19 protein-coding genes are annotated in these 21,908 nt (G+C 68.9%); 6 read left to right on the top strand and 13 right to left on the bottom strand.

Annotation, left to right across the window (positions count from 1 at the left end; translation table 11 throughout):
- Positions 1 to 162: 162 nt before the first annotated feature.
- The gene (locus tag K244_RS0117640) at positions 163 to 606 is read left to right on the top strand and encodes a hypothetical protein (RefSeq protein ID WP_155931796.1); all 444 of its coding nucleotides are present in this window, start codon (positions 163 to 165) and stop codon (positions 604 to 606) included.
- On the opposite strand, the gene K244_RS0117635 is transcribed toward K244_RS0117640, so the two are convergent.
- The 7 genes from K244_RS0117635 to K244_RS0117595 form a co-directional block, all read right to left on the bottom strand.
- The gene (locus K244_RS0117635; RefSeq protein ID WP_020187616.1) at positions 603 to 917 is read right to left on the bottom strand and encodes a hypothetical protein; all 315 of its coding nucleotides are present in this window, start codon (positions 915 to 917) and stop codon (positions 603 to 605) included. The genes K244_RS0117640 and K244_RS0117635 overlap by 4 nt on opposite strands.
- 8 nt (positions 918 to 925) lie before the next feature.
- A complete protein-coding gene (locus K244_RS0117630; protein WP_155931794.1) occupies positions 926 to 1,537 on the bottom strand; it encodes a hypothetical protein in 612 nt (203 codons plus the stop codon).
- Between the two features lie 409 nt (positions 1,538 to 1,946).
- The gene (locus tag K244_RS23980; RefSeq protein WP_197027184.1) at positions 1,947 to 4,466 is read right to left on the bottom strand and encodes an AAA family ATPase; all 2,520 of its coding nucleotides are present in this window, start codon (positions 4,464 to 4,466) and stop codon (positions 1,947 to 1,949) included.
- Positions 4,467 to 4,590: 124 nt separating this feature from the next.
- Complete coding sequence (locus K244_RS0117615; protein ID WP_020187613.1) at positions 4,591 to 5,442, bottom strand: hypothetical protein; 852 nt, start codon at positions 5,440 to 5,442, stop codon at positions 4,591 to 4,593.
- A gap of 523 nt (positions 5,443 to 5,965) precedes the next feature.
- Positions 5,966 to 7,237: a tyrosine-type recombinase/integrase gene (locus tag K244_RS0117605; protein ID WP_036307034.1), complete on the bottom strand. Its 1,272-nt coding sequence runs from the start codon at positions 7,235 to 7,237 to the stop codon at positions 5,966 to 5,968.
- 839 nt (positions 7,238 to 8,076) lie between these two features.
- A complete protein-coding gene (locus tag K244_RS0117600; RefSeq protein WP_020187610.1) occupies positions 8,077 to 8,280 on the bottom strand; it encodes a hypothetical protein in 204 nt (67 codons plus the stop codon).
- Between the two features lie 256 nt (positions 8,281 to 8,536).
- Positions 8,537 to 9,226 carry a GntR family transcriptional regulator gene (locus K244_RS0117595; protein WP_020187609.1) on the bottom strand — a complete coding sequence of 230 codons (690 nt, stop codon included), beginning with the start codon at positions 9,224 to 9,226 and terminating at the stop codon, positions 8,537 to 8,539.
- Between the two features lie 142 nt (positions 9,227 to 9,368).
- On the opposite strand from K244_RS0117595, the gene K244_RS0117590 reads away from it, so the two are divergent.
- The 5 genes from K244_RS0117590 (at position 9,369) to K244_RS0117570 (ending at position 14,620) form a co-directional block, all read left to right on the top strand.
- The gene (locus K244_RS0117590; protein WP_020187608.1) at positions 9,369 to 10,358 is read left to right on the top strand and encodes a tripartite tricarboxylate transporter substrate binding protein; all 990 of its coding nucleotides are present in this window, start codon (positions 9,369 to 9,371) and stop codon (positions 10,356 to 10,358) included.
- 86 nt (positions 10,359 to 10,444) lie between these two features.
- A complete protein-coding gene (locus K244_RS0117585) occupies positions 10,445 to 11,587 on the top strand; it encodes a mandelate racemase/muconate lactonizing enzyme family protein (protein ID WP_020187607.1) in 1,143 nt (380 codons plus the stop codon).
- Positions 11,588 to 11,590: 3 nt separating this feature from the next.
- A complete protein-coding gene (locus K244_RS0117580; protein ID WP_020187606.1) occupies positions 11,591 to 12,481 on the top strand; it encodes a fumarylacetoacetate hydrolase family protein in 891 nt (296 codons plus the stop codon).
- Positions 12,474 to 13,460, top strand: a complete 987-nt coding sequence (locus K244_RS0117575) for an NAD(P)-dependent oxidoreductase (RefSeq protein ID WP_020187605.1) — start codon at positions 12,474 to 12,476, stop codon at positions 13,458 to 13,460. Before K244_RS0117580 ends, K244_RS0117575 begins: the two co-directional genes overlap by 8 nt.
- A 20-nt stretch (positions 13,461 to 13,480) precedes the next feature.
- Positions 13,481 to 14,620 carry a mandelate racemase/muconate lactonizing enzyme family protein gene (locus tag K244_RS0117570; RefSeq protein WP_020187604.1) on the top strand — a complete coding sequence of 380 codons (1,140 nt, stop codon included), beginning with the start codon at positions 13,481 to 13,483 and terminating at the stop codon, positions 14,618 to 14,620.
- Between the two features lie 66 nt (positions 14,621 to 14,686).
- Here the strand turns inward: K244_RS0117570 and K244_RS0117565 are convergent, their stop codons facing one another.
- The 6 genes from K244_RS0117565 to K244_RS0117540 all read right to left on the bottom strand — a co-directional run bounded on the left by K244_RS0117565 (position 14,687) and on the right by K244_RS0117540 (position 21,906).
- Positions 14,687 to 16,108, bottom strand: coding sequence for an amidase family protein (locus tag K244_RS0117565; protein ID WP_020187603.1), 1,422 nt, complete (start codon positions 16,106 to 16,108; stop codon positions 14,687 to 14,689).
- A 314-nt stretch (positions 16,109 to 16,422) separates the two neighbouring features.
- Positions 16,423 to 17,118: a cyclase family protein gene (locus tag K244_RS0117560; protein ID WP_020187602.1), complete on the bottom strand. Its 696-nt coding sequence runs from the start codon at positions 17,116 to 17,118 to the stop codon at positions 16,423 to 16,425.
- Between the two features lie 42 nt (positions 17,119 to 17,160).
- Entirely contained in the window at positions 17,161 to 17,895 is a 735-nt protein-coding gene (locus K244_RS0117555) for an ABC transporter ATP-binding protein (RefSeq protein ID WP_020187601.1), read from the bottom strand.
- On the bottom strand, positions 17,892 to 19,688 hold the full coding sequence (locus tag K244_RS0117550; protein WP_020187600.1) for a branched-chain amino acid ABC transporter ATP-binding protein/permease: 1,797 nt from the start codon (positions 19,686 to 19,688) through the stop codon (positions 17,892 to 17,894). The genes K244_RS0117555 and K244_RS0117550 overlap by 4 nt, the downstream gene beginning before the upstream one ends.
- Positions 19,685 to 20,560 (bottom strand): branched-chain amino acid ABC transporter permease, encoded by an 876-nt coding sequence (locus K244_RS0117545; RefSeq protein WP_020187599.1) that lies wholly within the window; start codon positions 20,558 to 20,560, stop codon positions 19,685 to 19,687. The genes K244_RS0117550 and K244_RS0117545 overlap by 4 nt, the downstream gene beginning before the upstream one ends.
- 149 nt (positions 20,561 to 20,709) lie before the next feature.
- Positions 20,710 to 21,906, bottom strand: coding sequence for an ABC transporter substrate-binding protein (locus tag K244_RS0117540; protein WP_024816581.1), 1,197 nt, complete (start codon positions 21,904 to 21,906; stop codon positions 20,710 to 20,712).
- Positions 21,907 to 21,908 lie beyond the last annotated feature (2 nt).

Here is a 21,908-nt window from a genome sequence, read left to right as displayed (position 1 = left end):
TAGATCGACCGCGCGACCTACAATATTTGCCGCTTAAATCAGTAACATAAAGTAGATTGTAGGTCACTGTCTGTCGGATGTAGACAGACATAACCGACATATCAAGTATTGACAGCTACCAAACGTCTGGAGAACCTTCATCGCCGACCGATGGAGAGTGTCATGACCAACGCCTTGCCTGCACCGACCAGAGAACAAGAAGCCCGCTACTACTGGAATGTGATGAAGGATTTTATGGGGGCCTGCCGTGAGGGCAGATCAATGCAACAGCCCGAGGACCCCTACGACGTCCAGAACGTGCCGGCGCTCATACGCGAGGAGCTGGAGATGCTCCGCGACACCTGCTCGTCGCACCGCCTCCGCATAATTGCCTGCCGAACCCTGGATATGCTGCCGGCGCCTGAAGCCGCGGAACCGGTAAGCGCGCCCGCTGACCCCGAGGAGGCCGCCTGCCCTTATTCGTTCCGGATGACCATGCAGACGTCCGACGGCGAGTGGCCGGCGATGGAAGTGCACGCGATCCTGCCCGTCCAAGCGATGCAGGACATTGGGCGGATCTACGCCGAGGCGGTGGAGACGTACGAGGCCGCCACCGCGGGGGCCTAATCGAAAACGCTAGGCTCGTCGTCGTCATCCTCGTCGGAAGCCGCCGAGCGTCGGGCCTTCAGCGCAGCGATGGCGCGCGCCAGCTCGTCGCCGGTCATTTCGTGAGGCTCCTTCTCAAGGAGATCCCCGTCATTCTGCCGGCTAAAGCCGCCGATCGCTGCGGCTCGCATCAGCTGCCCCGACGCCGTGGCCCTTGCAGGCGCCGGGGCTGCCTTGTCTCCCGCAATGTCGATAGCGGCTTGGATCGCGATCCGAAGGCCTTGGAGCTGCACCAGCTCGAGCGCCTCGCGCCGCGCGTCAGCAATGCTCATCTTCCGTGTCATCCGAACACCCCGTCGGTGTAGTTGTTAAAGTCGTGGTCTTCAGCGGTGGCGGCGGACTGCGCGAGCAGTTGGTCGCGCTCGGCGCGCAGCGCGGAGATCGCGGCCGCGATTTCCGCGGCCTCCTGGCTCTGAGCATGGTCCGCCCGTTCGGTGAGCAAGGCGCGCGCGTCGGCGTTGTTCTGCCGGCGCCGACGAGCCGCCGCGCGCTTCGCTGGATCGCCAGGAGCGCGGTCGGCGCGGTGGCGCTCCGCGGCCGCGCGATCCTCGGGCGACATGGCGGCCAACTCGCGGGCGCGCCCGGCGCGCCGGCGTGCGATGTCAGCAAGCTTGCGCTCGAACCGCTCGCCTGCGTCTTTCGCTCTCGGCGCGGGCGCCGTGGGGAGGCCGTAACGCTTCCCGCTCGGCGTCAAGCCGCCGTGGTGTCGGCACCGCCCGTTCGACAGCGCAAACGCGTTGCAGGGCTCGCCGCTCGATCTCGCATGCGCACCACATCGTGGTCGGGCGCGCTGCGTGGCCCGCCCCCGGGCGGCGGCCTCGCGAGCGATCTGACGGAACTGCAGGCTTTGAGGCCAGCCGGGCCCGCCGCGGGTGGAGCCGCCGCGCTTCACGATCGAGCGCCCCGGACAGCCGGAGAGCAAGCAATCGGTCGTGAGGTGTAACGATCGCGCCGGCCGTGGCGCGCGAGGCGGTCTCTTACTCCCGTCTTCCCGCGGGCTTTGCCCGGACAATCTGTCATCGTCCGTTCTCCTTCATTTCTCTCTTGGCAAACTGGCGGCCTACCCTCGGTGGGCCGGAGCGCCGCTTCACCGGCGGCGCAGGCCCCCGTAGGGGGTGAAGCTGGTGAAGCCTTCCAAGGTTGATTTTCTAAGGGTTTTTCGAGCTTCACCGGCGAATGTCCGCGGTGAAGCCGGTGAAGCTCGGCCAAACCGCCCTCAACCCCAAGAGGATCAAGCTTGGAAGCCTTCACCGGGACCCTTTGCGGTGAAGCCGGTGAAGACAGTGAAGCTCCTCCACCGCTCATCCGAAAACACTCCCGCGGTGAAGCTCGTGAAGTTCTTCGCTGCTCGAAGCTGCCGGATTATTCGGACAGGATGTCCGTTCCTCGGCTTCAACGATCCAAGGCGCCGTGCGGCCGATCCCGTCCTGACGGACGCGGACAATGACCGTCTGCCCACCCCGCTCGACACAAACGCCATGGCCAGCGAGGGTGATTTTAACCAGATCAGTGATCCGGTTCCGGCTCGTCGCCTTGCATATGCTGGCGTCCGCGAGCTTCTTCCCGATCTCGTTCCACAGATCTCCGAGCACACCCGTCCGGTCCAGGCCAAGCACGTCCAGCACGGCGGCCGCGATCTTCTGGTTCTGATCGTTCGCCGCGCTCCGCTTTGGAGTAGGCGAGGCCGCAGCCGTCCACCTGACGGTGCAGGACGTGATGGGATCGCCTTCACCGTCCACGCCGAGAGTGACGACCTCGAGCGAGAACGCCGCGGCGAACGACTTGTCCAGGTCGCGCTGCTTGGTGACCGTCAGCCGGAGGTCGTCGATCTCGATCTCGGTGTCGGTCGCCGCGCGCAGCAGCGTATGACCTCGGGCGCCCTTGGCTTTGTCCTTGCCCGTGTGGTGCACGACCATCAGATGCGCGCCGGTAGCCGCCCGGATCGCGTCAAGATGGCGGACCATCGCACCCATGTCCGTCGAAGCGTTCTCGTCGCCGCCGGCCATAGCGCGGGAGAATGTGTCGATCACGACCAAGCCCACTGGCCCGATACGCCGCAGGCCTGCGATCAAAGGCCCAAGATCGGCGTCCGCGCGCAGCAGGTTCACCGAGTGCAGCAGAAAACGAAAACCGTCGACGTCGGCGCCTTTGGACTTCGCCTTCAGCGCCGCGGCGCGTTTGCGAGCGCCTTGGCCGCCCTCGGCGGCGACGTAGACGACTGAAGCGCGCGTGGTCCGCAGGCCATTCCAGGTCACGCCCGCCGCGACGTGGTGGCTGATGTCCATCGCCACGAAGGTCTTGCCGCTGTTGCTCTCCCCGTACAGCACGGACATCGCGCCCTGATCGAGCAGGCCCTTGATCAGCGGACGGGCCGACGACGCGAGCGCGGTGGCCGCGGCTTCCTCGAACATCGTGAAGGTAAAGCGCTCGTCGGGCTCTGCCGGCCCTTCCGGAAACAGCGGTTCAAATCGCTCAGCCGGTGCAGCCTGCGCCGCCTCCGTGCGATCCTCCTCTGTTTCGAAAAACACGGACGCCAGATCGAACGTGTAGACAATGCCGCCGTGCGCCTGGCTGTGGATCCTTGGAGGCGTGCAGTCGGTGTAGATGATCGCCAGGTTCTCGCCGCGGCCGTACTCGGGCTCCAGCGGGTCCGGCATCGTGGCGCGGTGGAACGCCTTCGGATGGTCCATGATCTCGCGGACTGTGGCCGTCGATCCGTCGTCGAACGTCAGCTCATGCTCGGCGAGCAGGACGTGCGTCTCGGACAGCGCCCCGACGAGCTTGGCGGCTCGCTCTCGGGATTTTCCGGCGGCGACCAATTCGGCGATCCGCTTCTCGCGCCAGCGCTCACGAACGGCTCGGGCGTGGGGCTCCGCGGCGCGCCGGATCCCGGCTTCAATCGCGACGAACTGATCGGCCTCGGTGCCGTCGAGATCGAGCACAGCGTACGTGTCGAGCAGGCCGCCGCTGACGACCTTCGGATCCCGAACGCCCGGCGCGAACTGGAGCTCGCGATCTCCAAGGATCGCGGCGCCTTCGAACCACAGCCGGGAGAGCTCGCCGGTCGCCGCGCGATCGACGAGCGTCCGGACCTCGACGTGGCCGGCCTGAGAGACGAACGCGAAGCCATAGCCCGCGAGCACGAGGCGGGCGCAGAGGGCGTCGATGAACCGTCCGGCGTCCGCGCCATCCGCGGCGATCAGGAAGCGGTGCTGTCCGGCCTCGGCGCTGGTCGGCGGTCCGCTATCCCCGACGCGCACGCCGGCCGATGACGAAGCCCGCAGCAAGCAGGCGGCCCCACGAAAAGCTGGCGCGACGGTCGCGAGCACCTTCGACAAACCGCCGTTGGTCTGGACCTTGTCGCGGAGCTCGCTAGGCCAGCCCTTCGCGTCCACGTCCAGCCCGATCAACGCCAGCCCGCCTGGGACCTTCAGGAAGTCCGCCGTCCGCGCGATAGCGTCGGCCGGGGCCTCTGCGCCGAGCGTGGCGAGATCCCGCTTCGTGGTGAAGCGCCAGACGTCGCGCCCCGCAGGCGGCGGCGCGCAGGCGATCGCCTGGCGGCTCGGCATGCTGCGGAGAACGTCCGCCAACTCCTCCAGGGCCCGGGTCGGCAAGCCGGTGAGCTCAAGTCGGCGGATCGTCCCGCGCGACGGCTGCTGTCCGTGCTGAACGACGCGCGGCTCGCCGGCGACGACGCCGAAAGTCTTCGCGGGCGGCGCACAGTGATCGTCGGCCTCGACGATTGAGATCGCAACAAGAGTATCGCCCGCAAGCCGAGGCGGACCGTTGAAGCCGGTTGGCGGGGCGGACGTATTGCCCAAATCAGGGCCAGGATCTATACTCTGCATTGTCGATGCTCTGAATTGGCCGTCGCACTCTTGGTCCGGGTGCGGCGGCTTTTCGTTTAGGGGTTGGCGTTTGCCAGGGCGCGCACAGTCGGTCCGGTCATGCGATCTCCAGCTGGCGTGCGATCCTGGGCGCGAGCTTGGTTTTCGGCGGGCGGCCACGCACGGCGCGCGCCGGCGAAGGTCGCCGTGCGGCCGCCGATAGCGCTGGCGCGAACGCCGTGCGGCCGGCCAGCAGGTTGGCCCGGATCTGCAGGAGACGGACCACCCCGACGCCGATATCGAGCTGCAGCTGTGCGTCGGAAAGCGCGGCGCGCTTGTGGATCTCGTAGGTGTCGAGCAACTCGCCGAGCAAAATCTTCCGGCTGATCGTGTCGACGGTGGAGACCGCCATTGCCGCCGCGACCGCGATGTCGAGCGCCCATTGGCTCGCCTGTTCGACCACGTCCACGCCGTCGGCACGAAGCCCGCGCTCTACAAACCTGATCACCTCGCGGCGGACCTGTTTCAGGACCGCGGGGCGCCCCCGCGCGTTGGCTTCCGAGCCGAGGCTTGGCGACCAGCTCGTGAGGGCCGTCGCACCCGTGCCCAGGCTCCCGCGCTTCCACACGAAGGCGCCGACGAGCGCGTGGTGGACCACTTCGATATCGGTCGGGACGGTCCGCCCCATGCAGAGATCCCGCCGCATCGTGTCGATGAGCAGCCAGCCGGCCGGCCCGTCCAGGAGAGCGTCGAGCGTCCCTTCGTCAGCGCCTTGGTCGAGGTATCGAGCTCGCGTGCGCTCGCGCCACCGCGTCTTGATCGCCTTGACCTCGGCGTGTCCTGCCGGCCCCACGTTCTCGGGGCCAGACCCGCCGTCGATTGAGGCGACGTAGGCCATGACGCGAACGACGCGGCCGAGCTGCGATCGCGGGTCGCGCGCCAGCTTGGCCGTCGCGCTGCCGCCGGACATCGGTCAGGCCCGCGCCGCCTTCGATCGCGAAGCGCGGCCCGCCACAGCGTTGACGTGCCGCGTGGACGCGGTCCACGGCTCCGCGGCCTCCGCGAGTGCGATCAGGGACGGCGTCGCGACCAACGTTCGGCCACCGAGCTTTCGCAGCTCTAGCCTGCCCTGAGCTGCAAAGCCGTAGATGCTGGCTGTAGACAGACCGATGATCGCCGCAGCGGCCTGGACGGACATAAGCGGGCGATCGCGCCACGGGATATCCGAGGGCCGCAAAGGCGCTAGAACAGGCGAAGAGATAGAGGGGGCCATTCATCATGCTGCCGAGAGAGCGGCGGGGCCGCTTCGGTTGCTGAGAGCCGCTCAAGCAGACCAGCAGAATGACAGACCAAGCAAAATTAACGGGCGCGGCTTAGATGTGCTCTATGTGCTACGAATGGGGTGATTATGTCAATCTCGATTACGGATCTGTAGACACTCGTCTTCTCACGAGCGACATACATGCGACATACATCGCTACGAGACGCGCGCTCTAAGCAACTAGCGCGACGCGCCTCGCGATCTCTTCGGTGGCGTCGACAATGTGGGCCGCATAGTGCGCCTCGATCATATCTGAGCTCGTGTCGTGAAGCGCCGCGACGAGGCGGACCGGCAGGCCAGCAGCCAGTCCGCGCACAATGGAGCTGTGGCGAAACGCGTACATGATCGTTCCGGGCAGCTCTGCCGCGGCGACCGTTGCCGACCAAGGCCGCTCGATCTCGTAAGCCGCTCCCCAGGGCACGCGCCTATCTCGCTCCCACTTCAGCCGTTCCGCGCGCTTGTAGGCCCATCGCGTCAGGAGAGGCTCATCGCCGCGGCGGCCCTCAAGCGCGGGCGCCAAGCGAGCCAGGACGGCTGAGGACAGCGGCACGGCGACGGCCGCCTTGGCCGATCGCGATCTCCCCTTGCGGGAGCCGGGCATCATCACCCGCCCACGAGCAGCCTGGACGTCGCGGACGCGGAGCGCGGCGATCTGCGAGAACCGCGCGCCAGTGGCGGCAGCGACGATCGCCAGCATCCCGAAATCGTCATCGACGCCGAACGCGGCGTCCACGAGGCGCCGCACCTCGTCGTCCGTAAGCAATTGCTTCCGAGCGACGGTTTGGACCGAGATGGCGCGGGTCCCGACCTTGATCTCGAGCGGCAAATGGGCGGGGAGTTCGCGTCGATAGCGTTCGGCGGCGGCGTTCAAGGCGGCCCGCAGGTCCGTCAACAGACGGTTAAGCGTCGCCGGCGCCATCTGTCCCACCGTGGGCTCATCGTCCTCATCACGCACGGCCAGACGTCCGCGCCAGGCCTCGATCGTAGACGACCGAAGTTGGCTCAGCTTCGTGGCTGCAAACGCGACGTCCGCGAGGACATGATTTGTCATGCGACCGCGCGCGATCTTTCCAGACACGGTTTGCCGCTCTCGCGCACCGAGGTACTCGGCGATCGCCGAGGCGACCGTCGGCTCAGGCGCTCCGTCGTCGCCACGGCGTTCGAGCGCTTCGGTTTGCCGACGGCTCCACTCCAGCGCCGCCGCGACCGCGGCACGGTAGGTCAGCGCCTCGGCGGGCGCGCCATCGTCGTCAGCGACCGCGAGACTCTCCTCCAGACGCCGGCCGTCCAAAACGACTTTCGCCACCCAGGTTCCGAAACCTTTGACCGCGCGACGATAGCCGAGGGAGACGCCCCCTCGTCCTCCGGAGATCCCTTGCCAGTACGGGTTTCTCCGCGGCGCGAGCTTGGCCCGCTTCGAAGGAGTATCGATAATCGTCGCCACGGCCCGCCCGTCCCACACAACGTCCCACACAGATTTCTGAGACGGCGTTGACGATCATAACAGCATGTGTTGCGTTTTCAACGCATTACAGGCGTCATAGATGTCAGGATATACTGATGAACAAGCTCTCCGAAGGCAGAGGTCAGAGGTTCGAATCCTCTCGGGTGCGCCAAAAATCCCCAAAGATTTCAGAGAGATATCTAACCGCGCGATCCCGGTGCCGGTCGTCCTACGCGCGGGGCAGGCCTCGTGAAGCGCGGCGCTCGCCGTCGCCCTGTTGTTCGCGATGCCAATAGCCGGTCGTCAGACCACGGCGGAACTCGAATACGAGCGCTTGCAGCGGCCCGCGGCTTTCCAAGGCTCAACGCTGGCCGGTTCATGGGATTTGGCAATGTTCAGCCAAATTCCTGACGAACGAAATCAACCGCCTGCTCCTGGCGCTAAGCACAAGCGATCCTACGCCTGTGCCCATACTTCTTCAAACCGTCGCGGGTCTCGTGATGCGCCACTGGGGCGAAAGCATCTCGTCCGTGGGAAGCGCGATTCCGAGTAGCCCAGCGACGGCATCCAAAAGTTGGAGGATGTGGTCATTTGGACATGTCGAAGCCGCCTCGATATACGCGAAACGCGTATCCATGACTGTTCGGGCGGCGCTGTGACCTCGCGCGACACGCAGCTGGGTCGCCGGAGGCGGCTGCGGCTGAACTCAATGAGCGCGCGCCTCACAAGCAGAGTTTGGCGGCGTTGGCGCCGAACGTCGAGAGCCGCGCGGCGACGGCGCCTGTCCGCGCCGACGCCTCGACCCTTCCAGTCTTCGCAGGCCGCGGCGCAGCCCGGGGCTAGAGCCTCGGCTGGGTCGTGGGGGCGGTCTCCTTCGGGTCGTTCTTCACGTCGCTTGAGCGGTTCGAGACGAAAAGCATGACGCTGACGATGGCGACTGCGAGAATGACGAACACCGTGAGCGACTTGCCGCGGCGGGGCGCCAGCCCCTCGTTGGGAACGCGGTTCTGATCTTTATCTGACGCCTTGAAGTCCTCGGACATGGCTGCTCTCCCCAAGCCCAACGGCGCGCGCACGGTCGGGTTCCCGCGCGCATCGTCAAGCTGACGTCTCACGTCGAGGGGGCTCCCTCGTCCCTCGCCGGGCGCAAGATCGGGGACGGCGCCTTCGTCCGCCTGATCCGGGGCCGCGGGAGATGACCATCCTCTCCGTCGGCCACGCCGCCCAAGCCTCAACCTGAGGCGTGTGAAGGTCATTTTCGGGTAGAGAGCGACGGGCGGCAGCCGTCTGGCGCGACCCTTAGGCCCGTCGGATCCGTCCGTCGGGACCGGCGAGGCTCCGAAGATAGGCGTCGGCCTCGACGATGTCGGCCGCGGTCTCCTTGCGCGCCAGAGCGCCGTCGCCGCGCGCGATGGCGTCGACGATCGCGGCGTGCCGATCGGTGCCCTTCAGCGTCAGCACGTAGTCGGGGACGACGAGCGACAGCACCGGGCCTGCCCGCAGCCACAGGTTCTCGATGATCCCCGAGAGGATCGGGACCTCGGCCAGCGCATAGACGCTGAAGTGGAAGCGTCGGTGAAGATCGAGATAGGTCGTGAAATCCTGCGCGCGGATGACGACGCGCATGGCGTCGAGCTGCGCTGCGAGGTTGGCCGCGTCGCGCCGGTTGGCCCGGGTCGCGGCCTCGAACGCCGCCCTGCCCTCGAGTTCGGTGCGCACCATGGTGATGTGGGCTAAGGCGTCGATCCTCACGTCCGGCACCACGGCCGCCCCGCGCGGACCGAGCTCCAGCACGCCCAGCGCGACCAGGCGGGAGACGGCGTCGCGGACCGGCGTGACGGAGACGCCGAAGGTCTCGGCCAGGTGCCGCAACGTCAGGGTCGAGCCGGGCGCGAAGCGGCCGCCGAGCAGGGCGTCGCGCAGTTGCGTGTGCGCCAGCTCGCCCAAAGGCTCCCGCTCGATCCGCCGCAGCGCGACCTCACCCGCCATGTCTTGCGTCCTCCGACTACCCGCGTCGCCACGGTAGCCCGCTTCTCGGTTCCGCGAACCGGGTTAAGCGACGACCGCGCCGCTTGACAGTCCAACTCTGTCGATGTTTGTTATAACACACAACAATACTGAGGGAAACGCCATGATCCTCTCACGCCGCTCGCTCCTTGCGGGACTGGCCGGCGCCGGAGCGCTTGCGGGCTCCGGCGCCTTGATACGGTCCGCCCATGCCCAGGCCTTTCCGGCGCGCGAGGTGACGCTGATCGTGCCGTGGAACGCAGGCGGCTCCAACGACATCGCCGCCCGCATCCTCCAGCCGTTGCTGCAGCAGGACGGCATGCGGATCATCGTCGAGAACATGCCCGGCGCGACGGGCGCGATCGGCATGAGGCGCGTCGCGAGCGCGGATCCGGACGGCTACACGCTCGGCATGGGCACGAGCTCGACGCTCGCCGTCATCGCGCAGGGGCTCGCGCCGCTGAAGAACGAGCAGTTCACCCATCTCGCCCGCGTCTCCACCGATCCGCTGATGCTGCTGGTGGCGGCCTCGTCGCCCCACAAGACGATCGAGGACTTCCTCGCCTTCATGGGCAAGGACCGGGTGGCGACGATCGGCACGCCCGGCAACAACAACCTCAACCACATCTTCGCCGAGATGACCGCGCGGGCGGCGAAGGCCTCCTACACCAACGTGCCCTACCCCGGCGGCGCCAAGGTGATCGCCGACCTCTCCGGCGGCCAGATCGACGCGGCCGTGCTCAAGCCCTCGGAAAGCCTCGGACAGATCCGCAGCGGCTATGTCCGGCCGCTCGGCGTGTTCGCGAACGAACGGCTCGCCGTCTTCCCGGACCTGCCGACCTTCAAGGAGCGCGGTTTCGACGTGTTCCCCTATGGCCCGCTGGTGCAGATGGCCTACCTCGTCGCCCCCGCCGGCCTCCCCGAGGCCACGCGCTCGGACCTGATCGCGCGGCTGCGGAAGGCGATCCAGAGCGACGCCTTCAAGACCTTCGGCAAGGACAACGGCTTCCTGGTCGACGATCTCACCGGCGACGCCCTGACGAAGGAGGTCATGCAGGTCCAGACCTCCCTCAACGCGGTCGCAAGCCAGGTCTTCAAGGCCGCCGCGAAGTAATCCGCGTCCCTCCTCAATCGCGGGAGCGGCCCAGGGCCGCCGATCCGCACGGCTCCGGCGTTCCCGCCTGAAAGGCTTCGAGCTTCGTGTCCAAGGTCAAAAAAGTCACCGCCCACGTCATCGCGGCCCCGGTCGAGCAGCCCTTCACCTCCTCGCGCGGCTGGCTCTACAAGACCCGCGGGACCTGCCTCGTCGAGATCGAGACCGACGACGGCGTCGTCGGCTGGGGCGAGTGCTACGGTCCGTCCGCCGTCGCCAAGGCCTTCATCGACACGCAACTCGGGCCGCGGATCATCGGCCGCGATCCCTTCGACGTGGAGGTCGTCTGGGAGGACCTCTACAACCGCATCAAGGACTACGGCCCCAAAGGCATGTCGATCGCCGCCATCAGCGGCATCGACATCGCGCTGTGGGACATTGTCGGGAAAAGCTGTGGCAAACCTGTTCACAAGCTGATCGGCGGCGCGTTCCGCACCGAGGTCCAGTCCTACGCCACCGGCCTCTACTTCATCGACTTCGACAACCTGATCGGCGAAGCGGTCGAGGAGGCGGAGGGCTACGTCCGGGACGGCTTCACCGCGATCAAGATGAAGATCGGCCTCGGCTCCGTCGCCAAGGACTTCGAGCGCGTGAAGGCGGTGCGCGACGCGATCGGGCCGGACATCCGCCTGATGGTCGACGCCAACCACTGCTTCTCGGTCCCGACCGCGATCCGCCTCGGCCGCAAGCTCGAGGAGCTCGACATCGAGTGGTTCGAGGAGCCGATTTCGCCCGAGGACATCGACGGCTATGTCGAGGTCAGCCGAGCGCTGGACATGGCGGTCGCGGGCGGCGAGAACGAGTTCACCCGCTGGGGCTTCAAGGACGCGATCGTCCGCAAGGCGATGGACATCGTGCAGCCGGACGTCTGCGCCGCCGGCGGCATCACGGAATGCAAGAAGATCGCGACGCTCGCCTCCGCGCATGGCGTGGAATGCGTGCCGCACGCCTGGGGGTCGGCGGTGGGCCTCGCCGCGACGCTTCACTTCCTGGCGGCGATTCCGGACCAGCCGCCGAGCCTGTTCCCGGCCCCTCCCCTGCTCGAGTTCGAGCAGTGCGAGAACCCGTTCCGGGACCATCTCGCCAAGGAGCCGATCGTGCAGGTCCGCGGCGTGGTGCAGATCCCGACGGCGCCCGGCCTCGGCGTCGACGTCGACCGGTCGATCATCGACAAGTATCGCGTGGCCTGACCCATGCGCTTCGTCACCTTCTGCGACGCCCAGGGCGATCGCGCCGGCGTTCTGCTCGATGAGCGCGACGCCGTGCTCGACCTTCGCCACGCTTCCATGGCGGAGGCGCTCGGCGGCCTCACGCCGGACGTCGCCCGCTTCGTGGCGGAGGGCCTCGCCGCGGTCGCCGCGCGGATCTCAGCCGCGACGCCCGCGCCCGAGGCGCTCCTGCCTTTGGCCGAGGTGACGCTGCTCGCGCCCTTCACGCCCCGCCGCATCTTCGGGATCGCGCACAACTACGTCTGCGCGCTGAAGGAACGGGGCATGCCGCATCCCGCGCGGCCGCCGCTGTTCATGAAGTCGCCGGACACGGTCGTCGGGCCCGGCGCCGCTGTCGCGCTGCCGGCGGGCGTCGGCGGATGCACCTATGAGGCCGAGCTCGCCGTCGTCATCGGTCGTCGCGCCTCCCGCGTGTCCGCGGAGGAGGCGCGGGCCCATGTCGCCGGCTACGCGGCGTTCAACGACGTGAGCGCGAGCCAGCTGATCCGCGCGGACGGCTCGTTCGACCGCGGCAAGAACATCGAGACCTTCGGCCCGTTCGGGCCTTACCTCGCGACCGTCGACGAGATCCCCGACCCGCACGCGCTCGCCGTGACGCTGACGGTCGACGGCGTCACCCGCCAGAGCGGGACCACCGCCGACCTGCTGTTCGACGTCGACCAGCTCATCGCGATCCTGTCGCAGGACGGTCCGCTGGAGCCGGGCGACGTGATCGCGACCGGCACCCCGGCGGGGGTCGCGCCAGTGCAGACTCCGCCGACCTGGCTCACGCCCGGCGCCGTGATGCGCGCGAGCGTCGCGGGACTTGGCACGCTCGAAAACCCCGTCGTGGAAGGCGCCCCCTGGAATGGCTGACGTCGATCTGGCCGGCAGGCCGAGGCTGCTTCTCACCAACGCCGTCCACCCCGACGCGGAGGCCCTGCTCGCCGCGGCCGCCGACCTCGTCGTCGCCCCGGACGTCGCGCCCGACACGCTGCGCCGGCTCGCCGGCGACGTCGACGGCATCGTGGTGCGGGCGAAGCTTCCCGACGACATCGTCGCCCACGCGCCCCGGCTGAAGGGCATCGTGCGCCATGGCGTGGGGCTCGACTTCATCCCGGTGGCGGCGGCGACGGCGGCGGGCGTCCCGGTCGCGAACCTCCCCGGCAGCAATACGCAGGCGGTCGCCGAATACGTCATCGGCGCTCTGCTCGCGCTGCGGCGGCCGTTGGCGGGCCTCGACGCCACGCTGCGTCGCGACGGCTGGGCGGCGGCGCGTCCGCTCGCCGACGGGACCGGCGAGATCGCGGGTTCGACGCTCGGGATCCTCGGCGTGGGCGAGATCGGCCGCCGCGTGGCGGCGATCGCGCGAAACGGCTTCGGGATGCGGGTGCTCGGCGCGTCGCGGACGCTCGCGAACCTTCCCGAAGGCGTGGAGCCCGTCGCCATCGACCGCCTGTTTGCGGACAGCGACGCCGTCGTCATCGCCTGCCCGCTTAATGAAACCACCCGCGGGCTGGTCGACGCCCGTCTGATCGGCCTGATGAAGCCCGGCGCTCTTCTGGTCAACGTCGCCCGCGCCGCGGTGGTCGACACCGCGGCGCTGGTCGCGGCGCTCCAGGAGGGCCGGATCGGCGGCGCGGCCGTGGACGTCCACGACGTCCAGCCGCTCGCGCCCGACGCCGCGATTCTCGGGGCTCCGAACGTGCTGGCGACGCCCCACGTCGCGGGCGTCACCGCGACCAGCCTGCGCGCCATGAGCATGGGCGCGGCCGAGGAGATGCTCCGCATCCTCGCAGGCGAGCGCCCCAAGAATCTCGTCAATCCGGACTGCTACGGCGCGGTCCCCGCGTAATCCTTCGAAAGGCCCGCCCCATGAAGATCCGATCGATCCGCGCCGTGCCCGTGTCCTACCGCGTGCCGGAGGGCCAGAACGTCACGCTCGGCATCGGGCGGGCGGTGAAGCGCGACGCGGTGCTGCTGAAGGTCGAGACCGACGAGGGGCTCGTGGGCTGGGGCGAGGCCCATCACGGCCGCTGCCCCGGCGCGGTCGCGAAGCTGATCGACACGACGCTGTCCGAACTGGTGCTGGGCATGGACGCGCTCGACGTCGTCGCGGTCTGGGCGCGCGTCTACAAGATGCAGCTCGCGAGCCACGGCATGGGCGCCGCCGCGGCGCTTGCGCTGTCCGGCCTCGATCTCGCGCTCTGGGACATCCGCGGAAAGGCCTGCGGCTGGCCGCTCTACCGGTTGCTCGGCGGCGCGTCCCGCTCGATCAAGGCCTACGCCGGCGGCATCTCGCTCGGCTGGCAGGACCCGGCGTCGCTCGCCGAAGAGGCGCAGGGCTACGTGGCGGAGGGCTACAAGGCGCTGAAGCTCCGGGTGGGCGACACCCCTTCCCGCGACATCGCCCGCGCCCGCGCCGTCCGGTCGGCGGTCGGCCCCGACGTCGACATCCTGGTGGACGCCAACACGGGCTACACCCTCGACGACGTCCGACGCGTGACGCCCGCCTATGACGAGCTGGCGATCGGCTGGCTCGAGGAGCCGTTCTCGCCCCATGACTACCGCGCCTACATCCAGGCCGCGAAGCTCGGTCGGACGCCGCTCGCCGCCGGCGAGAACCACTTCACCCGGTTCGAGTTCAGCCGTCTGCTGGAGGACGGCGCGGTGTCCTTCGTGCAGCCGGACCTGTCCAAGACCGGCGGCCTGACCGAGTCGCTCCGCATCGCGGCGATGGCGTCGGCCCAGCGGATCACGGTCAATCCGCACACCTCCGCCACCGGCATCAACATGGCGGCGACGATCCACATGCTGGCCGCCGTCGACAACCCCGGCTACTTCGAGGGCGACGTCGCCAAGGCGAACCCCTTCCGCGACGAGATCGGCGGGACGCCTTACGTCATCGGCGCGGACGGCGGCGTCCGCCCGCAGGAGAAGCCCGGCCTCGGCCTCGAGATCGACGAAGCCTTCATCGCCGCGCACCCGCTGATCGAGGGTCCCTGCTACGTCTGACGACAGGCGGACCAGGCGACCGCCGCGCCGATCCGCAGGGAATGGATTGCTTGCCGGACCCCAGCGTCAGCGGAGGCTCGGCGCGAGCCTCCGGCGGTGGAGATCGTCCGCGCCGGGACGGCCGCGCTCGACCGCAGCCGCCGCCGCGACGACGTCGGCCTCGCCGAGCGACCGTCCCACGATCTGCAGGCCGACCGGCATGCCGTCCGAAGCCAGTCCCGCGCGCACGGACGCCGCCGGCTGGCCCGTGAGGTTGAACGGGTAGGTGTAGAACACCCAGCTCACCAGCGTGCGGTCCTCCAGGCCCTCGGGCACGTCGACGCCGGCCGGCACGCTCGCCTTGGGGAGCGTCGGCGACAGCAGCAGGTCGTACCGCTCGAAGAAGCGCCGCATCTGGTCGCGCAGCGCATAGCGACGGAAGACCTTGTCGTAATAGTCGCGCATCTCCTGCGCGAGCGCCGCCTCCAGCACGACGGCGACGGCGGGGTCGAGCAGGTCGCGCTTGGTCTCGACCACGGACCGGAGACGCGTGCCGACGCCGGCGTAGAATTCGGCCATCCACAGGTCTTCCGGGTCGGCGTCGAACACCCGCTCGACCTCCTCGACGATCGCTCCGGCCTCCGCCAGCCGCTTCGCCGCCGCTTCCGCGATCGCCACGACCTCCGGGTCCGGCCGGGCGTAACCGAGCGTGGGGCTCCAGGCGACGCGCAGGCCTTCGACGCCCCGACCGACCGCGCCCAGCACGTCCGGAACCGGGCCGGCCACCGAGAACGGGTCGCGCGCATCGTAGCCGGCGATCACGGAGAACAGCAGCGCGGCGTCCTCGATCGAGCGCGCGATCGGACCCACATGGGCGAGCGTCGGCGTGGCGGAGGTCGGCCACACGGCCACCCGCCCGAACTGGCCCTTGAGCCCGGAAAGCCCCGTCAGGCTGCAGGGAATGCGGATCGAGCCGCCGCCGTCGGTGCCGAGCGCGAACGGCGTGATCCCCGCCGCCACCGAAGCCGCGGCGCCGGCGCTGGAGCCGCCGGGGGTCTTGCTCAGGTCCCAGGGGTGGCGGGTCACGCCGGTGAGCGGGCTGTCGCCGACCGGCTTGCAGCCGAACTCAGACGTCGTGGTCTTGCCGATCAGGATCGCGCCGGCGGCCTTGGCGCGCTCGACCGCGGGGGCGTCGACCTCCGCCACGTTGTCGGCCATGGCGCGGGAGCCCGAGGCGTACCGGACCCCCTTCACCGCCATCAGGTCCTTGGCGGAGAATGGCAGCCCGTGCAGGGGCCCGAGCTCGTCGCCGCGCACGACGGCCGTCTCGGCCTCGCGCGCGGCGCTCATCGCCTCGTCCTCCATCAGCAGGAAGAAGGCATTGAGCGAGCTTTGCGTCGCCGCCGCCCGGTCGAGCGCGCGCCGGGTCAGCTCGACCGGCGAGACGGCCTTCGTCGCGACCAGCCGCGCGAGTTCGGTCGCGCTCATGAAGTCGAAGTCGGCGGACATCGGCGGTTCTCCGGAGGAGAGTTTCGGTCTGGCGCTGCGTCGCCCTTCCGCGTCACGAGGAAAACGACCGCATTTGGTTTTGAGAGCCGACGCTAGAGCCAGGCAGGCGGTATGAATCTGACACGCCGTCGAAGCCCCCCTCTCCCCTTGCGGGAGAGGGTAAGGGTGAGGGGTCGTTTCAGGGCGAGGCTCGTCTTCGCCGTCGCGGATGGCCAGGACGACCCCTCATCCGACCGGCTTCGCCTGCCACCTTCTCCCGCAAGGGGAGAAGGGAAGGAACGGCATCCTTCCCGCGAGGGGAGGGGGGAAGGCCGTCAGTTCACCACGGCGAAGGCGCGGACCGGCGAGCCCGAGCCGCCCTTGAACTTGATCGGCGCGCCGAAGAACTGGAACTCGCCGGCGCCGACCAGCTCTTCGAGGTTCACCAGCCACTCCCAGTGGCTGACGCCGAGGTCGCGGCAGAGGCGGTGCTGGGCGAAGATGTTGTCGGTCGGCTTGTCGGTCGACGGCCCCTCGACGCCGTGCATCTTGGAGCCGCGGTCGTAGAGCCACTTCGTGGCCTCCACCGTCAGCAGCGGGTTCTTCCAGACCGAGTCCAGGCTCGGATAGTTGCGGGCGTGGAAGCCGGTGCAGAGCAGCACGATGTGGCCGTCGACCTTGACGCCGCACTTCTCCTCGGCCGCCTCCATGTCGGCGACGGTGATGTCGCCGAGGTCGGGAATGTGGCGCAGGTCGAAGCAGAGCGCCTTGCCCATGAACATTTCGAGCGGCATCTCGTCGATCGGCGCGCCGTTCGGATTCACGTGCTTGTAGGCGTCAACGTGGGTGCCGACGTGATCGAGCATGGCGATGAAGTTGGTCTGGAACGTCATCGCGTCGCCGGGCACGCCAAGGTCGAAGGCCTTGGAGCTCTCGTGGCTGAGATGGGTGGTGATGACCGGCCGCTGGAACAGCTTGTGGGCCGGCATGTTGTCTTCGACGGTCAGGCTGAGATCGACGACGCGGGACATGGGTACGCTCCTTGGGGTGGTGTTCGATCGCGGCGGCGCGGGCTAGTGCGCCTTGCCGAGGAAGGCGGCCATCACCTCCGGGTCGCGGGCGAGCGCCGCGGACGGGCCGTCCTTCGCGACGACGCCGTTGGAGATGACGTAGGCGTGGTCGGCGATGCTGAGCGCATGCGCCGCGAGCTGCTCCACGAGCAGGATCGTGAGGCCCTGCCGGTTGAGGTCCCGCAGCACGCCGATGAGCTGATCGACGATCTTCGGCGCGAGGCCGAGCGACAGCTCGTCGATGATGAACAGTTCCGGCTCCGCCATCAGGCCGCGCGCGATGGCGAGCATCTGCTGCTCGCCGCCGGACATGCTGCCGGCGAGCTGGCCCAGCCGCTCGCGCAGGCGCGGGAACATCTCCAGCACCCGCTCGCGCGTCTCCCGCGCGCGGGCGCCCTTCAGGCCGCCATGGACGTAGGCGCCGAGGATCAGGTTGTCGTCGACCGTTTGGTCGGGGAACAGCAGCCGCCCCTCGGGCGCCATCACCAGGCCGCGCCGCACCTTGGCGTCGGCGGTGAGCCGGGTCGTGTCCTCGCCGCGGAACAGCACCTCGCCGCCGCTGGGGCGCACGAGGCCCGTGGCCCCGCGCACCAGCGAGGACTTGCCAGCGCCGTTGGCGCCGATCACGGCGACCAGCTGGCCGCGCCTCACCGTCATCGACACGTCGCGCACCGCGACCGCCGCGCCGTAGCGGATTTCGAGGTTGCGGATCTCGAGCAGGACGTCGGTCGCGCTCATGCCGGGACCTCCGCGAAATCGCCGTGGGCGACGGGAGAGCCGAAATAGGCCTCGATCACCCGCGGGTCGTTCTGCACGACGCCGGGGCGGTCGCTCGCGATCACCTGGCCGTAGTCGAGGACGGTGACGGTGTCGGCCACCGCCATGATCAGGTCGACGTGGTGCTCGATCAGCAGCACCGAGACGCCCGCCGCGGCGACCTTTCGGATCATGTCGGCGAGCGCGTCGATCTCCTGCGTGGTGAGGCCCGCGGCGGGCTCGTCCAGCAGCAGCAGCCGCGGCCGGGCGGCGAGCGCGCGGGCGATCTCGAGACGGCGCTGGAGGCCGAAGGGCAGATGGCGCGCCGCCTCGTTCGCGTGGTCGGCGAGGTCGACGAAGGCGAGCAGGCCGATCGCGGCCGCCCGCAGGTCGCGCTCCTCGCGTCGGCGCCGCGGCGTCCGCAGCAGCGCGGCGGCGAGACCGTAGGACAGCCGCGACTGGCCGCCGACCAGCACGTTCTCCAGCACGGTGAGGTCGCCGAACAGCTCGGTGTTCTGGAATGTGCGGGAGAGGCCGAGCCGGGCGATCTGGTGCTGGCGCTTGCCGGTCAGGTCCTCGCCGTCGATGCCGAAGGCGCCTTCGCTGGGCTGGTAGACGCCCGAGATCGCGTTGACGAAGGTGGACTTGCCCGCGCCGTTCGGGCCGATCAGAGCGTGGATCTCGCCGCCCTTCACCCGGACGTTCGCGGCGGAGAGGGCCGTCAGGCCGCCGAAGCGGACGGTCAGGCCCTGCGTCACCAGTTCCGCGGTCGCGCCGCGGGCGGCCGGCGGCAACCCGACCTTGGCCGCCGCCATGTCCGCCGCGGACAGGCCGCGCGCCGGGGGCCGCAGCCGCTTCAGGCCGAGGCCGAGCGTGCCGAGGACGCCGCGCGGCAGCACGAACATGACGGCGAGCAGCAGCGCGCCATAGGCGAACTTCTGCCAGAGCTGGAACTCCTGCAGGTACTCCGGCAGGTAGGTGAGCACGAAGGCGCCGAGCACCGGACCGAAGGTCGTCGCCGCGCCGCCGAGGATCACCATCAGCAGGAAGCGCACGCTGTCGGAGAAAGTGAAGATGTCGGGCGAGATGTAGGCGTTGAGGAAGCTGTAGAACGAGCCCGCGACGCCCGCGGTCACCGCGGCGGCGACGAAGGCGAGGATGCGCATGGCGGTGGCGTCGATCCCGAGCGAGCGCGCCGCGATCTCGCTCTGCGACACCGCCAGCATGGCCCGCCCGTAGCGCGAGTCCTTGAGGTTGTGGGCGGCGAGCGTCGCGAGCAGCAGCGTTGCGGCCAGCACGCCGTAGAAGCCGTAGCCCGAAAGCTCGTAGCCGAAGACGTTGGGCGTCGGGATGCCCGAGAGGCCCGTGGTGCCGCCGGTGAGCGAACTCCACTCGATCGCGACGTTCTCGACGATGATGCCGAAGGCGATGGTGACGACGGCCAGATAGACGCCGCGCACCCTGACCGTGGGATAGGCGAGCGCCACGCCGAAGATGGCCGCGATCGCGGCGGCCCCCAGCGACGCGGTGATCAGGTCCGCGCCGAGCCGCACGGCGAGGATCGCGCCGGCGTAGGAGCCGAGCGCGAACAGGCCGGCCTGGCCGAGCGACACGAGGCCGGTGAGGCCCACCAGCACGTTCAGCCCCACGGCGATCAGGCCGTAGATCAGGAACAGCATGAACAGCCGCAGTTCGTACTCGTTGTCCGCCGTCAGCGGCACGGCGACGAGCAAGGCGGCGAGGGCGAGAAACCCGAGGGCGTGGAGCCGGCTCATACCTTCACCGTCTCGCGCTTGCCGAACAGGCCCTGCGGAAAGACGAGCAGCACCGCGATCATCACGCTGAAGGCGACGATCTCGCGGGCGGCGGTCGAGATGTAGCCCTCGACGAACTTCTCCAGCACGCCAAAGAGGAGGCCGGCGATCAGCACGCCGGGCGCGCTGGTGATGCCGCCGATGATGGCGACGGCGAAGCCCTTGAGGCCGAGCAGCACGCCCATGGTGGCGGAGGCCTGGATGACGGGGGCGACCAGCACGCCGGCGCCGGCGCCCAGCAGCGCGGAGAGCCCGAAGGAGATCGCGACGATGCGGCCGACGTTGACGCCCATCAGCGCGGCGGCGCGCTTGTCGTGGGCGACGGCCCGCATGGCGCGGCCGATCAGCGTCCGCTTCTGCATAAGCCCGAGACCGAGCGTGAGCGCGACCGCGACCGCCGGGATCAGCAGCTCCTGCGCGTAGACGCCGGCGCCGAACACGTTGATCGGGCGGTCCACGCCGGGCGAGTAAAGCGCGCGCGAGAAGCCGCCGAACTGCATGGTGGCGAGGCTCTCCGCCATGATGCCGATCGCGATGGTGGAGAGCATCCAGCCGATGGAGTTGGCCTCCGCCGTGAACGGCCGCACCGCGATCCGCTCGAGGGCGACGCCGAAGGCGCCGCCGGCGAGGATCGAGAGCGCGCAGGCGAGCCACACCGGCATCCCGGCGTCGACGCCCATGACAGCGAGCACCGCGCCGATCATCAGCGTGTCGCCATGGGCGAAGTTCACCGCCTTCGCCGTCGACCACATGATGTGGAAGCCGAGCGCGACGAGGGCGTAGACGCCGCCGATGGCGAGCCCCGAGAGCGTGTATTGGAGGATTGTGGTCATGGGCCGTCGGTTGCCTGATCTCACGGCGGAGACGCGAGCGGCGCCGGGGGCGGGGCCGCTCGCGTCCGTCCGGTCCGGACGCGGGGGAACGCCCAGGCCGAAACGTCGAGGAAGAGAGCGGCCGCGACAGCGGCGGCCGCTCTCGCGTCTCAGTTGGTCTTGCCGTAGGGGGTCTGCTCGATCGGCAGCAGCTTGCCGTCCTGCCAGGCGGTGAGCTTGTAGTACTTGGGCAGGATAGCGTCCTGACGCTCCGGGTCGGAGGCGTCGAAGGCCGGGTCATAGGTCGCGACGAGGCCGTCGAGCTTCACCTGGTAGAGCGCGTCACGCACCTTGGCCCAATCGTAGGCGCCGGCCTTCTCGATCGCCTGCGCGATGATGTAGATCGCGTCGTAGGCGTTGCCCACGCCGGACGCCATCTTCACCTCCGAAGGATCCTTCAGGCCGTATTTGGCGGAGATCTTGTCCCAAAGCGCCTTCTTCTTCGGGTCCATGTCGCCCATGAAGGTGTAGGTCTGCACGACCTGGACGCCGTTCGCGAGCGGGCCGGCTAGCTCGCCCAGATTGCCGGCGATGCCCCAGGCGCCGATGATCGTGGGCTTGTACCCCACCTTGTCCATCGAGCGGACGATCTGGTTGCCTTCGCGGTCGAGCGCCCAGAACAGCACGACGTCGGCGCCGGCGTCGCGGGCGCGGATCGCCTGGGGCGTCATGTCCTGGTCGTTCCAGTTGAAGGTCTCGGTGGCGACCAGCTCCTTGCCGGCGGCCTTCATCGCCGCCTGCACGTCCGGCAGCGCGCCGTTGCCCCAGCCGGTGTTCTCATAGAAGAACGCGACCTTGCCGGTCTTGGACTGCGCCACCGCCTTCTCGACGAGGAAGCGCGCCACCCATTTGTCCTTGGCGGAGACGCGGAACATGAAGTTCGGCGATCGCCCGTTCTCGATCGCCTTGGTGTTGGCGGCGAGCACGCCGACGAAGGGGATGCCGATCGTGTTCACCGGTTCGGCCTGCGCCACCGAGACCGTGGAATGGTAGCCGCCGAGAATTGCGACGCACTTGTCGGCGAGGGCGATGCGGCGGGTGTTGTCGACGCCGCGCGGGGGCGCGCCGGCGTCGTCGTACTGAATCAGCTTGAGCGGCTGGCCCAGCACGCCGCCCTTGGCGTTGATCTCCTCGATCGCGGTCTCGGCGCCCATCTTGATCGCCGCGCCTCCGAAGGCGGCGGGACCCGTGGTGGCGACCGAGTTGCCGATGCAGGGCGCCTTCTGCGCGAGCGCCACGGCGGGCGTCAGCGCCACAGCAGCCGCCAGGCCAAGGCCGTAGGCGCGTGAAACAGTGGTCCTGCGCATAT

It is taken from the genome of Methylopila sp. 73B, assembly GCF_000526315.1.
Classification (GTDB): domain Bacteria; phylum Pseudomonadota; class Alphaproteobacteria; order Rhizobiales; family Methylopilaceae; genus Methylopila.
Note: the sequence above shows the minus strand (reverse complement) of the source record. Positions and strands in the feature narration are given on the sequence as shown.

What these genes read in the sequence shown, in the direction of transcription:
- K244_RS0117640 (WP_155931796.1), top strand. Translation starts at nt 163, where the DNA reads ATGACCAACGCCTTGCCTGCACCGACCAGAGAACAAGAAGCCCGCTAC.
- K244_RS0117635 (WP_020187616.1), bottom strand. Translation starts at nt 917, where the DNA reads ATGAGCATTGCTGACGCGCGGCGCGAGGCGCTCGAGCTGGTGCAGCTC.
- K244_RS0117615 (WP_020187613.1), bottom strand. Translation starts at nt 5,442, where the DNA reads ATGTCCGGCGGCAGCGCGACGGCCAAGCTGGCGCGCGACCCGCGATCG.
- K244_RS0117600 (WP_020187610.1), bottom strand. Translation starts at nt 8,280, where the DNA reads ATGTCCGAGGACTTCAAGGCGTCAGATAAAGATCAGAACCGCGTTCCC.
- K244_RS0117595 (WP_020187609.1), bottom strand. Translation starts at nt 9,226, where the DNA reads ATGGCGGGTGAGGTCGCGCTGCGGCGGATCGAGCGGGAGCCTTTGGGC.
- K244_RS0117590 (WP_020187608.1), top strand. Translation starts at nt 9,369, where the DNA reads ATGATCCTCTCACGCCGCTCGCTCCTTGCGGGACTGGCCGGCGCCGGA.
- K244_RS0117580 (WP_020187606.1), top strand. Translation starts at nt 11,591, where the DNA reads ATGCGCTTCGTCACCTTCTGCGACGCCCAGGGCGATCGCGCCGGCGTT.
- K244_RS0117575 (WP_020187605.1), top strand. Translation starts at nt 12,474, where the DNA reads ATGGCTGACGTCGATCTGGCCGGCAGGCCGAGGCTGCTTCTCACCAAC.
- K244_RS0117570 (WP_020187604.1), top strand. Translation starts at nt 13,481, where the DNA reads ATGAAGATCCGATCGATCCGCGCCGTGCCCGTGTCCTACCGCGTGCCG.
- K244_RS0117565 (WP_020187603.1), bottom strand. Translation starts at nt 16,108, where the DNA reads ATGTCCGCCGACTTCGACTTCATGAGCGCGACCGAACTCGCGCGGCTG.
- K244_RS0117560 (WP_020187602.1), bottom strand. Translation starts at nt 17,118, where the DNA reads ATGTCCCGCGTCGTCGATCTCAGCCTGACCGTCGAAGACAACATGCCG.
- K244_RS0117555 (WP_020187601.1), bottom strand. Translation starts at nt 17,895, where the DNA reads ATGAGCGCGACCGACGTCCTGCTCGAGATCCGCAACCTCGAAATCCGC.
- K244_RS0117550 (WP_020187600.1), bottom strand. Translation starts at nt 19,688, where the DNA reads ATGAGCCGGCTCCACGCCCTCGGGTTTCTCGCCCTCGCCGCCTTGCTC.
- K244_RS0117545 (WP_020187599.1), bottom strand. Translation starts at nt 20,560, where the DNA reads ATGACCACAATCCTCCAATACACGCTCTCGGGGCTCGCCATCGGCGGC.
- K244_RS0117540 (WP_024816581.1), bottom strand. Translation starts at nt 21,906, where the DNA reads ATGCGCAGGACCACTGTTTCACGCGCCTACGGCCTTGGCCTGGCGGCT.